At 67.6% G+C, this 12,480-nt stretch carries 14 protein-coding genes; 5 read left to right on the forward strand and 9 right to left on the reverse strand.

Annotation, left to right across the window (positions count from 1 at the left end; genetic code table 11):
• The first annotated feature begins 28 nt into the window (after nt 1-28).
• From A5787_RS24105 to A5787_RS24115, 3 genes are all read left to right on the forward strand, one after another.
• Complete coding sequence (locus tag A5787_RS24105) at nt 29-1,666, forward strand: L-lactate permease (protein ID WP_066971905.1); 1,638 nt, start codon at nt 29-31, stop codon at nt 1,664-1,666.
• A gap of 43 nt (nt 1,667-1,709) precedes the next feature.
• The gene (locus A5787_RS24110; RefSeq protein WP_369829158.1) at nt 1,710-2,447 is read left to right on the forward strand and encodes a glycoside hydrolase; all 738 of its coding nucleotides are present in this window, start codon (nt 1,710-1,712) and stop codon (nt 2,445-2,447) included.
• 121 nt (nt 2,448-2,568) lie between these two features.
• The gene (locus A5787_RS24115) at nt 2,569-2,889 is read left to right on the forward strand and encodes a hypothetical protein (RefSeq protein WP_066971909.1); all 321 of its coding nucleotides are present in this window, start codon (nt 2,569-2,571) and stop codon (nt 2,887-2,889) included.
• Here the strand turns inward: A5787_RS24115 and A5787_RS28690 are convergent.
• From A5787_RS28690 to A5787_RS24155, 8 genes are all read right to left on the reverse strand, one after another.
• Nucleotides 2,886-4,001, reverse strand: coding sequence for a PE family protein (locus A5787_RS28690; protein WP_066971760.1), 1,116 nt, complete (start codon nt 3,999-4,001; stop codon nt 2,886-2,888). The two genes, A5787_RS24115 and A5787_RS28690, sit on opposite strands and share 4 nt — an antisense overlap.
• A gap of 186 nt (nt 4,002-4,187) precedes the next feature.
• Complete coding sequence (locus A5787_RS24125) at nt 4,188-4,970, reverse strand: 3-hydroxybutyrate dehydrogenase (RefSeq protein ID WP_066971762.1); 783 nt, start codon at nt 4,968-4,970, stop codon at nt 4,188-4,190.
• Nucleotides 4,971-4,997: 27 nt separating this feature from the next.
• On the reverse strand, nt 4,998-5,321 hold the full coding sequence (locus tag A5787_RS24130) for an STAS domain-containing protein (RefSeq protein ID WP_066971765.1): 324 nt from the start codon (nt 5,319-5,321) through the stop codon (nt 4,998-5,000).
• Entirely contained in the window at nt 5,321-7,894 is a 2,574-nt protein-coding gene (locus A5787_RS24135) for a SpoIIE family protein phosphatase (protein WP_066971767.1), read from the reverse strand. The genes A5787_RS24130 and A5787_RS24135 overlap by 1 nt, the downstream gene beginning before the upstream one ends.
• A 34-nt stretch (nt 7,895-7,928) precedes the next feature.
• On the reverse strand, nt 7,929-8,837 hold the full coding sequence (locus A5787_RS24140; RefSeq protein ID WP_066971769.1) for a pyridoxamine 5'-phosphate oxidase family protein: 909 nt from the start codon (nt 8,835-8,837) through the stop codon (nt 7,929-7,931).
• Between the two features lie 4 nt (nt 8,838-8,841).
• Nucleotides 8,842-9,780: an aldo/keto reductase gene (locus tag A5787_RS24145; RefSeq protein WP_066971771.1), complete on the reverse strand. Its 939-nt coding sequence runs from the start codon at nt 9,778-9,780 to the stop codon at nt 8,842-8,844.
• Nucleotides 9,781-9,888: 108 nt separating this feature from the next.
• Nucleotides 9,889-10,479: a TetR/AcrR family transcriptional regulator gene (locus A5787_RS24150; protein ID WP_066971773.1), complete on the reverse strand. Its 591-nt coding sequence runs from the start codon at nt 10,477-10,479 to the stop codon at nt 9,889-9,891.
• Nucleotides 10,480-10,547: 68 nt separating this feature from the next.
• Nucleotides 10,548-10,781 (reverse strand): hypothetical protein, encoded by a 234-nt coding sequence (locus tag A5787_RS24155; protein WP_066971911.1) that lies wholly within the window; start codon nt 10,779-10,781, stop codon nt 10,548-10,550.
• Nucleotides 10,782-11,059: 278 nt separating this feature from the next.
• On the opposite strand from A5787_RS24155, the gene A5787_RS24160 reads away from it, so the two are divergent.
• Nucleotides 11,060-11,509 (forward strand): DUF5994 family protein, encoded by a 450-nt coding sequence (locus A5787_RS24160; RefSeq protein WP_066971775.1) that lies wholly within the window; start codon nt 11,060-11,062, stop codon nt 11,507-11,509.
• A gap of 40 nt (nt 11,510-11,549) precedes the next feature.
• Complete coding sequence (locus A5787_RS24165; protein ID WP_066971777.1) at nt 11,550-12,095, forward strand: GNAT family N-acetyltransferase; 546 nt, start codon at nt 11,550-11,552, stop codon at nt 12,093-12,095.
• On the opposite strand, the gene A5787_RS24170 is transcribed toward A5787_RS24165, so the two are convergent.
• Nucleotides 12,088-12,468: a nuclear transport factor 2 family protein gene (locus A5787_RS24170; protein WP_156764110.1), complete on the reverse strand. Its 381-nt coding sequence runs from the start codon at nt 12,466-12,468 to the stop codon at nt 12,088-12,090. The two genes, A5787_RS24165 and A5787_RS24170, sit on opposite strands and share 8 nt — an antisense overlap.
• Nucleotides 12,469-12,480: the final 12 nt, after the last annotated feature.

Below are 12,480 nucleotides of genomic sequence, written 5' to 3' on the forward strand. Positions count from 1 at the left end.
ACACCCCTGCGTCCGGAAGGTGCGCAACATGTATCGCCAGATCCTTGATCCCGTCGCCCACTCGCTGGCGTGGAGCTCACTCGTGGCGGCGTTGCCGCTGGCATCGCTATTCGTGATGCTCGGTGTGTTGCGGGTGCGGGCCTGGCTGGCGTCGGTCGCGTCGCTGGCCGTCGCGATCGTGATCGCGGTCGCGGTCTACGGGATGCCCATCGGCCAGGCGGCGCTGGCGGGCACCGAGGGCGCGGTGTTCGGCTTCTTCCCGATCCTCTGGATCGTGATCAACGCGATCTGGGTTTACCAGATGACGGTGGAGACAGGCCATTTCGACGTGCTGCGACGCAGCTTTGCGACGGTCAGTGACGATCACCGGATCCAGGCGATCATCATCGCGTTTTCGTTCGGCGCGTTGCTCGAGGCGCTGGCCGGGTTCGGCACGCCCGTGGCGGTCACCTCGGTGATGCTGCTCGCGCTGGGCTTCAAACCGATCAAGGCGGCCGTGCTGGCGCTGGTCGCCAACACCGCGCCGGTGGCATTCGGCGCGATGGCCACGCCCATCATCACCCTCGCCAAGACCTCAGGGTTGCCGACCGACACGCTCGGCGCGATGGTCGGGCGCCAAACACCGATCCTGGCGGTCTTCGTCCCCCTCGCGCTGGTCGCCATCGTCGACGGCCGGCGCGGCGTCCGCGAAACATGGATCCCCGCGCTGGCGGGCGGCGTAATTTTCGGCCTGGCCCAATACGCGACGTCGAACTTCGTGTCGGTGCCATTGGCCGACGTGATCGCGTCGCTGTTGTCCGCGGGTGCCGTCGTGTCGGTGGTTCGCCTCAGTCCTTCGCGCCCCGAGCACATCGGCGCCCCGGTCACTGCCGGCGGTGTCGCCGACGCGCCGGCCCCCGAGCCCACCGAGCCGGTCGCGAGTCCCGACCCACGCGGGCAGGTGTTGCGCGCGTACGCGCCCTACGCGATCGTCATCGCCGTCTTCGTGGTCTGCCAGATCTCCCCGGTGAAAAAGCTCCTCGACAAGGCGACCTCCGTCGTGCATTGGCCGGGGCTACACCTCTACACGGCCACGGGCACCCCGTCGTCGCTGCCGAACTTCACCTTGAACCTGCTGACGACGCCGGGCACGCAGATGCTCGTGGCGGGGGTCTTCACCACGGTGGCGCTGCGCCTGTCCGTGGGCACGGCGCTGAAGGCTTACGGGGCGACGCTGCACCAGCTGCGCTGGGCCATCGTCACCGTAATGGCCGTGCTGGCATTGGCTTTCGTGATGAACGCGTCTGGGCAGACCATCACCTTGGGCACGTGGATGGCCGGGGCTGGGGGCGCGTTCGCGATCCTGTCCCCCATCCTCGGCTGGCTCGGTGTGGCGGTGACCGGGTCCGACACCTCCTCGAACTCGCTCTTCGGCGCGCTGCAGGTGACCGCGGCGACCAAGGCAGGGCTATCCCCGGCGCTGATGGCTGCCGGCAACAGCTCCGGCGGTGTGCTCGGCAAGATGATCTCGCCGCAGAACCTCGCCATCGGGGCGGCGGCGGTGGGTGTGCACAGCAAGGAGGGCGACATCTTCCGCCGGGTGTTCGTCTGGAGCCTGGTGTTCCTGGCGTTCGTCTGCGCCCTGTCCGGGCTGCAGGCGTCGGTGCTGTCCTGGATGGTGCCCTGATTCTTCGGAAAAGATTGCCACGGGCGTCCCGCGCGGCGCTAAGCTGCTGATCGTGGGCAAAGGTGTGTTAGCCATCGGCAGGAGCCGCTGGCTGGCGTTGGCGGCCTCCCTCGTGGTCTCGGCCGCCATCATCTACGCCCAGGGCGCCAAGCCGCTGCACGCCGAAAGCGCCAAACCCCCCTGTTGCGTTGATAATCCGGCCGCCGGCCCGACACCACCGGCGCCCGCCCCGCCGTCCATGGCGGCCGGCGCGCCGCCGGTGGCCGCCGGCCCCCCGCCGCAGATCGCCACTCCCGCGGAGGTGGAAAAGCTGGCGGCGGGTGCCCCGGCGGCGGCCCAGCAGTTCCTGTTCCCGTTGTCGCCCGGCATCGCGTCCGAGCAGCGGCTGCAGGTCAAGACCATCTGGGCGGCCCGCGCCATCAGCGTGCTGTTTCCGGAGATCACCACGATCTACGGGTACCGGGAGGATCCCCTGCCGTGGCACCCCAACGGCTTGGCGATCGACGTGATGATCCCCAACCATTCCTCCCCCGAGGGCATCCAGCTGGGCAACGACATCGCCGGGTATGCGCTGGCGAATGCGAAGCGGTGGGGAATCAACCACGTGATCTGGCGGCAGAAGATCTACCCGGGGGTCGGCTCGCCGAGCTGGACCGCGGACTACGGCAACGAAACCCTCAACCACTACGACCACGTCCATATCGCCACCAACGGCGGCGGATACCCGACCGGGCACGAAACCTATTACATCGGCTCCATGACCCCGGCGCCGTCACAGTGATGGATTGACGGCTCGGGCCCCAATCCCGTTGGGCTCCAAGGATCCTCCAAGTCCTCTTTCCCAAACTGCACATGACCCACCGCGTGGTGCGGCAACAGTCGATAGCGAAGAAGTGAGCGACATGGCACAGGTAGCCGACCCGCGTGGCGTGCAGTGGTCGGTGCGCCGGCGCCGGTGGTATTCCCTGTCCGGTTGGGACATGACCGATCCTGGGGACGGTGGCTTTGGGATCTTGGTGGCGATCGCAGTGCTCGTCGGGGCGTGGTGGCCGTTTTGGTTTGTGGCGCACTGGCTCGGTTTGCGGTGGCGGATCGTGATCAAACGCGACGGCGACGACGAGGAATACGTGCGCGGCTGGCGTCGGTCGCGGCGGCGCATCCGGGAGATCCTGGAATCGGCGTCGGCGGGGACGCTGCCGCAATCCCTTACGGCACCGGCCTAGCCGAGCAAACCCAGCAGGCCACCGGTCAGCACCGGGGGCACGGTCAGTTGCCCCCCGCCGAGGCTCGGCGGCAGGCTCAGCACGCCACCGGTGACGATCGACGGAATGCCGACGTCGCCGCCACCGAGACTCGAGGGCAGGCTCAGCACGCCACCGACGAGGACCGACGGGATGCCGACGTTCCCGCCACCGGCGATGGGCGGCAGGGTCAGCACGCCACCGGTGAGGATCGACGGCACGCTCAGCTGCCCGCCGCCCAGGATCGGCGGCAGGGTGACCGCGCCGCCGTTGACGATCGAGGTCAGGACGCTGGAGATCGGCGGCACCGTGAAGATGCCACCGCCGAGGCTCGAGGGCAGGCTCAGCAGGCCACCCGTGAGGATCGACGGCAGACCCAGGACGCCACCCCCGAGCGACGCGGGCAGGTCCAGCACGCCCCCGACCAAGATCGACGGGACGGTCAGCTCGCCGCCGCCGAGGAAGGAGGGCAGGGCCACCACGCCGCCGTTGATGATCGGGCTCAGGGCGGTGAGGACGGCGGGCCCGACGCTGGAGATCGGCGGCACGGTCAACTGCGCGCCGCCCAGGACCGGGGGCAAACTCAACACGCCACCGGCGACCAGCGAAGGCACGCTGAGCGCGCCGCCGCCCAGGATCGGCGGCAGGCTCACCACGCCGCCATCGAGGGACAGGCTTGCGCTGCCGCCCAGGATCGAGGTCAGGCCCAAGTCGGCGGCGGCCGCCTGGGCGGCGCCGGCGGCGCTCTGAACGGACGGTCCAAACAGTCCTTGGGCGGGCGCGTTCATCGCGCCCAGCGCGGCCGCCGCGGCGTTGGCCGCCTCGGCGCCGGCGTAGGCACCCGCGCCCGCTTTAATCAGGCCGACGAATTCCCCGTGAAACGCATTGGCTTGGGCATTGATAATTTGAAATTCCTGGCCGAAATCGTTGAACATCGCTGCGACCAAGGCGGACACCTCGTCCTGGGCCGCGGCGGCCACCGCAGTCGTGGGCGCCGCGGCCGATGCAGCGGACCCGGCCAACAACGAGCGGATACCGGCCAAATTCTGGGCTGCCGCTCCGACCTCGTCCGGAGCGGTCACCAGATATGACACATGCGCCTCCTGTGGGTCGGATGCGACGGCCGCCCGATGACCAAAGCAACATAAGCGTAATAGGGAGTCGCCGGAATAGCTACGAAAACTTGGCTTTTCAGCAATTGCCGCGCCCTATATGAACGTGGCGAATTTCGCGCCCCATAATCCGCAGAAAATCTTAAGAACTCGTTGGCGCGTCGCCCCTCATTGGGCGGTCCAGCCGCCGTCGATCGAATAGCTCGCCCCCGTGATGGTAGCGGCCGCCTCGCCGGCCAGGAAGACCGCGAGGGCGCCGATGTCTTCCGGGTTGGTATAGCGGGCCATCGGTTGCTTTTCCGCGACGAATTCCCGCCTGGCCTCGTCGAAGGGCTTTCCGGTCGCCTGGGCGCGCGTTTCGACCTGCCGAGCCACCAGCGGCGTCATCACCCATCCGGGACAGATCGCGTTGCATGTGATGCCGTGCTCGGCGGTTTCGATTGCGACCACCTTGGTCAGCCCGACCAGCCCGTGCTTGGCCGCGACATATGCCGACTTCCCGGCGCTGGCGACAAGGCCGTGTGCCGAGGCGATATTGACTATTCGGCCCCAGCCCCGGCTTTTCATTCCCGGGACTGCGCAGCGACAAGTGTGGAAGGCGGCCGACAAATTCGTGGCGATCACGGCGTCCCACTTTTCGACGGGGAAGTCCTCCACCTCCGCCACGAACTGGATGCCCGCGTTGTTGACGAGGACATCGACGGCTCCGAAGGTCCTTTCGGCGCGGCTGATCATGTCGGCGATCTCATCCGGCTTGGTCACGTCAGCGCCCGAATAGGCGGCCGCCACCCCGAACGTCTCCTCGATGCCGTGCCGCTGTTGCTCGACGCCGTCCGGGTCACCGAAACCGTTGAGGGTCACATTCGCGCCCTCCGCTGCGAAGGCGCGCGCGATACCCAAACCGATGCCCGACGTGGAACCCGTTACTAGAACGGACTTTCCGCGGATCATCGGATGCCGAAGGTTATCGCCGGTGCGTCAGCGTTCCGCGGACGGCGCGGGTTCCGTTTTGACCAGTTCGGTGAGACCGCTGACATTGAGGATCGGCATCAGCAGCGGGTGGGCGACGAGGCGGATGTCGTCGGCGCGGGCAAACAAGGCGTTGATGGCGGCGCTGTCGAGGTACTCCACCGCGCTGAGGTCGACGGTGAGCGTTTCGCCGCTGCCACCGGCCTCGGTGGTGGCGGTGGTGAGGGCTTGGTTGAAGGCGTCGATGTTGCTCAGGTCGATTTCCCCCGCTGCGGTCAGGACAAGATTTCCGTCGTTGCGGCGCGCGGTGTCGAGGGAAAGCGGCGTGGTCATCAGGTGATCCTCGCGGATAGGTGAACTGTGGTTCCGGCGGTGCCGGGTCTGATCGTGACGTCCTGCATGAGACCTCGCATCAGCGTGATGCCCCGGCCGCGGTTGGTTTCGGCGGCGGGTTGCGGTGGCTTCCACGAGCCGGTGTCGGTGATGGTCAACTGCACCTGGTCTACCAGGGCGGTCGCGCCCAGGACGATCGTGCCTTCCGGAGTGTGGCGATGACCATGCTCGATGGCGTTGGCGACGGCTTCGCCCGCGGCGACGAGCACGTCCACAGTCTTGTCCGGGTCCACCCGGGCCTGGGTCAGCCAGGTGCGCAACGCGGTGCGCGCGGGGGCGAGCTGGCTGACGTCCGCGGGAAACGTCAGCTCCAGCGGTGCGGGGTGGCGGTAGAGCAGCAGGACGACGTCATCCTGGTATCCGCCGCCCGGCGCGAGTCCGGACATGATGTGGTTCGCCAGATCGTCAAGGGTGGAGGTGCGGCCGTCCTGAAGGAGGGTGGCGGCGCGGGAGATGCCCTGGTGCAGTGCAATGCGGCGACGCTCGACGAGACCGTCGGTGTAGAGCAGGAGCGTCGCTCGCGCCGGGATGGTCACGTGCGCCTCGGGACGGGCCCAAGTGGATCGCACTCCCAAAGCGATGGTGTGGCCGTCGTCGAGCATCTGGGTGGTGCCGTCGGAGTGGACCAGGATGGGTGGCGGGTGCCCGGCGCTGGAGTAGACCAGCTCACCGGTTTCGCGGGTCAGCACCGCGCAGACGGCGGTGGTGCATTGCGCGCCGGGCAGCCGCGCCGCGAACCGGTCCATCCCCGCCAGCGCAGCGGCCGGGCTGGGGTTGTCGAACAGCAGGGCGCGGCAGGCGCTGCGCATCTGCCCCATGACGGTGGCGGCGGCAAGGCCATGGCCGACGCAGTCGCCGACGATCATCGCGATGCGTCCGTCTTCCAGATCGACGATGTCGAACCAGTCACCGCCCACCTGCAGGGGGGCGCTTGCGGCCTGGTAGCGCACCGCGAACCCGTGCGGCAAGTCGGCCGGGCCGAGGATCGCGTGCTGCAACGCCAGGGCGGTCTCGCGCTGCTGATCCACCTGGTGCACACGCTGCAGGCCTTGGCCCAGCCGTCCTGCCAGCACGGTCAGCAGCGTCTGGTCCTCGAGGGTGAACGGGCGCTGCTCGGCCAGGTCCAGCCAGACGACGAGCACGCCCTCGGGATGCTGCAGCGCGATCCCGGCCGAACCCGGCCTGGTCGAGTTAGGGGTGAGCAGGTCGCCGTCGCGGAGCGAACCGAGCAAGTGTCGCGTATCGGCGGGCAGGTCGGCCCATTGCGTTGGCTCGCCAACCGACACCACTTGCGGTGCGCTGTAAGCGGTTTGGGTGACGGAACTGGGTGCCGGGAAGGTGACGGCCAGCACGCGGCGGGCCCGCCACAGCCGGCGCAGTTCCTCCGCCACGGCGCGCAGCGCGTCATCGACGGTGTCTGCTTGGGCCAGTTCCTGATTGAGCGCATGTTCCCGGCCGGCGGCGAGCGCCAGAGCAATCGCAGCGTGCCGGGCGAAGTCACTGACCAGTTCCAGGTAATCGGTGTCGAACGGAGGCTGCTGCGGGTGGCGCGCGACGGCGATGACACCGAGCACCCTGTCGTCGGCAATCAGCGGCATGACCGTCGCCGAGCGTTCACCGGCATCGGTGAACCCTTCGATCGGGTATTGGAACGAATCGGTGATCAGCGGCAGACCGCGCCGTGCCACCCCGCCCGTCGTGGACCCCTCCATCGGGACCTGCCGGCCGATCACCTCCGAGGCGTACCGGCCCGCGGTGGCGGCCACCACCAGGGTGTCGACTTCATCGGCGGGCAGATCGGGATCTTTCGGAATCAGCAAGATCGCCTGCTCGGCGTCGGCCAGCTCCAGCGCCCGGTTCACGATCAGCTGCAAGGGTCCCGTCTGCGGTGCCCCGGACAACAGCGCCGTCGTGATCTCGCGGCTGGCCTTCGTCCACTTCGCCGATTCGCGCTCCCGCTCGAAGAGCCGCGCATTGTCGATGGCGGCGGCCGCGGCCGTGGCCATTGCCCGTACGGCGCCCTCCTGAATGTCAGAGAACACCCGGCCCGGCCGGTCGTCGGCCAGGTAGAGGCTGCCGAAGTCGGCCGCCCGCACGGTGATTGGTATTCCGAGGAGTGCCCGTATCGGCGTGCCCTGCACGTCCAGCCCGCCGGCCTGCGGATCACCGCTCGCATCGTCGACGCGCAGACCGCCACCGACCGGCAGCTCGCCCAGCCGCCGCGCCGTGTCGTCGTCGATGCCGGCGCGCACGAACGAGGCCAGGGCGCCGTCGGACGCGCGTATCCCCAACGCACCGTACGGGGCGCCGGTCAGCTCCATCGCCGCATCCACGATGCGATGCAACGTGACTTCCAGGTCCAGATCGGAGCCGATCTCGACGATGACCCGCACCAGTTGTTCCAGCTGGTCGCGGGCCGCCACCAGCTCGTCGAGCTGTTCATGCACAGGACCCACCAGCTCACGCTGGCCCTGCCAGGTGAATGCGGATTCGTCCCGGTCGTCGTCCGCCATAGAGACAAACTTAGTTGTTAAATTCCGGCCGTCGTCAATTTGGGGCATTCGGGGGCACCCGGCGAAGATGTTCTTCGCCTCCTGGCCAGGTCCACCGTGGGGGCGCCGTGCCGACCACCCGCTGCGGAACGAAATGGACGTGGCGCCCGGTGTAGCCGTCGTCGCCGGCGGCCGCGTCGCTCCAGCGAACCTCCGCGCTGCCGGAGAGCTGCAGCGCGGTACCGGCGCGGAAGTCCAGGAACAGCAGGGCCGCGGTGGGATCTGCGGCGAGGTTGCCCAGGCTGTTGAACATGTTGTTGCCCGGATAGTCCGGCCACCAAAGGTGCCCGGTCGCGGCGTGGACGAAACCGGACGGGCCGCCGCGGTGGGAGGCGTCGTTGCCACTGGCGGCGTGGGTGGTGCCCAGAAAGAACGTGTCGGCGGTGTTGATGAGGCGAATGTCGTCGGGCCGCAACGTCAATCCCGAATAATGGCGCACCAGTTTGTCGTCCGGTCGTCCATCGACCTGGATGCGGCGCTGCTGGATGTACTGCGGGCAGTTGCCGTAAGCCTGGTCGATGTCGATGGTCAGTCCTCCGTCGTTGCCGGTGAGGCGACCGTTGATCCGAAGCCGCCGCCGGGTCAGGAAGTTCATGGCGATGACGCCCACCGGCTGCCCGCACGCTGGGCCGTGCAGGGGATCAGCACTCGGCAGCGACGCGTGGATTCGCAATGTGGTGGGCGACGCGGCCTGCAGGAAACCGGCCGGCCCGAGCAGCGGTGAGGTCCACAGCCGCCCGGTCGTGTCCCGCGCGGTCAGCGCCGCGAATGTCACCTCGGAGAGAAACGCGGCCGTTCCAGCACGCAATTGGCCCGGGGCGAGCATCGGCGCGAGCCGGGCGGCCTGCGCTTCGACGCCGGCTTGTCGTTGCATGGCAAGTTCGCCGCTGTGGAAACCCGTCATGTGCTCAACTTCCTTGCGGGACTTCGGCAAATCCCGGTTCTCCGGCGTCGACGACGGAATTGAACCGGTACCGAGTTTCGAGACGCTGGTTGATCTCGTGGATCGCGCTCTGCGGGAGGGCGGTGACATCGAAGTTCTCGCCGATGCGTGCCGGCTTGACGGAGGACGTGAGGACTGCGCTGCCGCGCTGGATGCCCCAGGCCAAAAGCACTTGCGCGGGGGTCTTTCCGACGCTGGACGCGATCGCGACGACGAGGGGATCGTCGAGCAGGCGTGGTTCCAGCGCGTGTCCCAGGGCTGCGAATGCCAACAGGATGACCCCGTGCGTCGTGCACAATTCGTGAAGTTCCCATTGCGGGTGGTAGGGGTGCGACTCGACCTCGACGACCGCCGGCTTGATCCGGGAGTTCTCGACGATTTTCCGGGTGCCCGCGGCGTCGATGTCGGACAGGCCGATCGATCGCGAAAGACCCTCGTCGACAAGGCTTTCCATCGCGGCCCAGGTTTCCTCGAGCGTGACGCCGTCGTCGTAGACGACGGCGCCGTGGGCGTCGCGGGGATCCTGGTCGTCGCCGGGCCGGAACGCGAACGGCGTGTGCACCAGATATAGGTCGACCGCCTCCAGCCCGAGCCTGTCCAGGCTGGCCTGCAGCGCGGGCCTGACCCGTTCGGGTCGGTGGTTGTTGTTCCACAGCTTGGTGGTGACGAACAGTTCCTCGCGGCGCACGGTCCCGTCCGCGAACAACTCTTTGAGCGCCGCACCGACCTCGGCTTCGTTGCGGTACCGCTCGGCGGCGTCGAGGTGCCGGAACCCCACCTGCACCGCGGCCCTCACGGCGTTGCGCGTCTGGCTGCGATCGGAAAGTGAAGTCCCAAACCCGAGCGCGGGCATCGCACCGTTGCCGTCGTTCAAAGCGAATTTGTGCTGACTGAGGTCTGACATCGGGGGCCGTCCTTGCGAGTCGGGAACCGGTGGGGGCTGGCCGCTAGCTATAGATGACCAGTCGTCTACTCAACGGGTTTACTGGGGACCGTATTCCCGTCGGACGGATCAGTGCAGAAGCGCCGGGACGGTGACCGCTTCGAATCGGTCGTACGGGGTGCGGCTGCGGGTGACTTTCCCGCGCAGGGCCGCGCCTTCCCATGCCTCGATGAGCTGGGCGGCGAGCTCGCCGGCATCGAGGTCGCTGCGGACGCCATCGGAGTCGCGCTGGCCGGAACGCACACACGTGCAAAGGGCCGCATCCCAGCGGTCGAGGATGCGCACAAGTTCGGTGCGCACCGGTTCGCTCGACCCGCCGAGCTCGAGCGATAGGTTGCCGACCAGGCAGCCGAGCAGGAAGTCGCCGGCCTCGTGTTCGTCAGCGAGTGCGTGGAAGAAGCGCGTGATTCGCTCCTGGGCCGTCCCGCTTGTCTCCAGGATCGGCAGCAGCCGCGCCTCGATATCGGCCCAGTGATGTGCGAGGATCGCCGCCGCGAAAGCCTCTTTGCTGTCGAAGTACGCGTAGAACGATCCCTTCGGCACCTCGGCCGCATCGGTGATGTCCTTGACGCCGCTGGCGGTGAAACCCCGGGCGTGCACGAGTTCGAGTCCCGCCTCAAGCAGGCGGCGGCGCACCTCTGGGTTCGGTGGGCGCGGCATAGCGCCAATAGTAGCCGACCGGTCAGCTATCTTGGTGGGTTAGTGGCGGATCGAAGGCTGGGCGGCCGTCACGATGCTTTGGCGTACCTGCGGACCAACTCGTCCTCGCCGAACGTGTTCGTGCGCTGCAGGCCGTTGTCGTCGCGGGTGAAAAAGGTCCACTGCCGCGGAGTGCTCTGGGGCCCGCCGATCAATTTCACGGTGAGGCGCAATTTGGTGTCGTGCAACGTGCCGATGATGTCACCGACCCGGACCTGCGACGGATGGATCTGGGGTGCGTCGCACCAATTATCTGTAGGCATTTCGTCCATCCTTTAGCTGTTGCCGCAACCCTACTTCGGATTTGAGTTCCCCGCTGGTCCCCCGGCCAATCTGCCCGGGCGCTGGTGGCGTAGCGTCAATAGCGAGCCGTTTCGTTGTCTGCGGTGGTCCACCGCCATCCGCGCGGATGACACCCCCGGGCAATGCGATTCCTCCGCTCGGCCCGCGCCCGCGGGGCAGGCGATGCAACGTGAAGGACCAGCCCGTGGATCGCACGACGCCAACCGTAAGTACAGCTCCCACATCGATCGGCTGAGCGATGACCTATCCGCGAGCGGGCCGGCGCCGCACCGATCCCGTCCGGCTCTCCGTGGCTCGCCAGTTGGGTGGCGCCATCGACGGCGCGTGGTGGCCCCGCGCAGACCGAATCACCAACGAGCTGCCCACTCTTGTCGGGGCTCTGACTCCCCTGCTCGGCGACATCGACTGCATCAACGTCAACTGGCCGCCGCTGCAACGACCCCCCGACTTCAATTGGGCGGGTTGGGAACACAAGCGCCAGCACGTGATGACATTGAGCGGCGGTCTGGCACACGTCAACCTTCTGGTCATCCCGTATGCCACCTACACCGCGCTCGCCGTGATGGTGCTGCGCCGCGCTGCCGACCTGCCCGTCGACTCCTGCGACCAAGGCAAGCAAGCTTTTCTGACCGCCGGCCTGATCGTGCAGGCCGCCCGGCAACAACTCGCCACGGCGGTCGCCGAATAGCTTGAGGCGCCTGCCGAATCGGTAGTGGGACACTACCGGCATGGCAGCAAGCGATGACACGGTGCGATCGGCGATCCCGGAAGATGCCGCCGGTTGCATGGCGATTTATCGCCCCTACGTTGAGAACACGGCGATCACCTTCGAAGTTGACGTCCCGACGGTAGCGGAGCTGGCGGCGCGCATCGACGCGGCCCGGGCGACCCACGAATGGCTCGTCGCCGAGGATGCCGCAGGGCGAGTGATCGGCTACGCCTACGCGCACGCGTTCAATCCCCGCGCCGCGTACCAATGGTCGGCCGAAACCAGCATCTACGTCGACGACGGGCATCACCGTTCGGGCGCTGGCCGCAAGCTCTACACACGGCTGCTGCGCCGGCTCGCCGAGCGCGGTTACCGCCGCGCCTTCGCCGGCATCACCCAACCCAACGAATCCAGCAACGCATTTCACCGATCCTTCGGGTTTCAGGATGCGGGTCTCTACCGTCGAGTCGGATGGAAACACGACCGCTGGCACGACGTCGCGTGGATGCAGCTCGACCTGTCGCCTGCCGCCGAGCCGGACGGCCCGCCAACCCCGATCAGCTGATCGAGTCCGTCGCACCTTGCGCGGCAAGGAGATACGTTCCGTGGCCCTCGATCACCAGCCCGTCGCTGAACTGGAGCACCTCGCTGACCAGGCCACCGTCTTGGTTGCGGTACGCGATGACGATGGTGTCGATGCCCTCGTAGACGCCCTCGACGGCGAACCGCAGGTTCGCGACGCGCTGCAACGCCCGGGTCCAGTAGTCGCGGAGTGCGGGCTTGCCGCGAATGACTCCCGCGGTTTCCGGCAGCAGCTTGGCGGCCACCGGCGACGTGAACACGACGTCGTCGTCGAAATGCCGGAGGACCGACTCCACGTCGTGGGCATTCCATGAATTCACCCACTGCTCAGCGAAGGCAACCGCGTCAGGCTTCACGGTGGTGCACTG

This window comes from Mycobacterium sp. 852002-50816_SCH5313054-b, from assembly GCF_001667185.1.
GTDB lineage: Bacteria > Actinomycetota > Actinomycetes > Mycobacteriales > Mycobacteriaceae > Mycobacterium.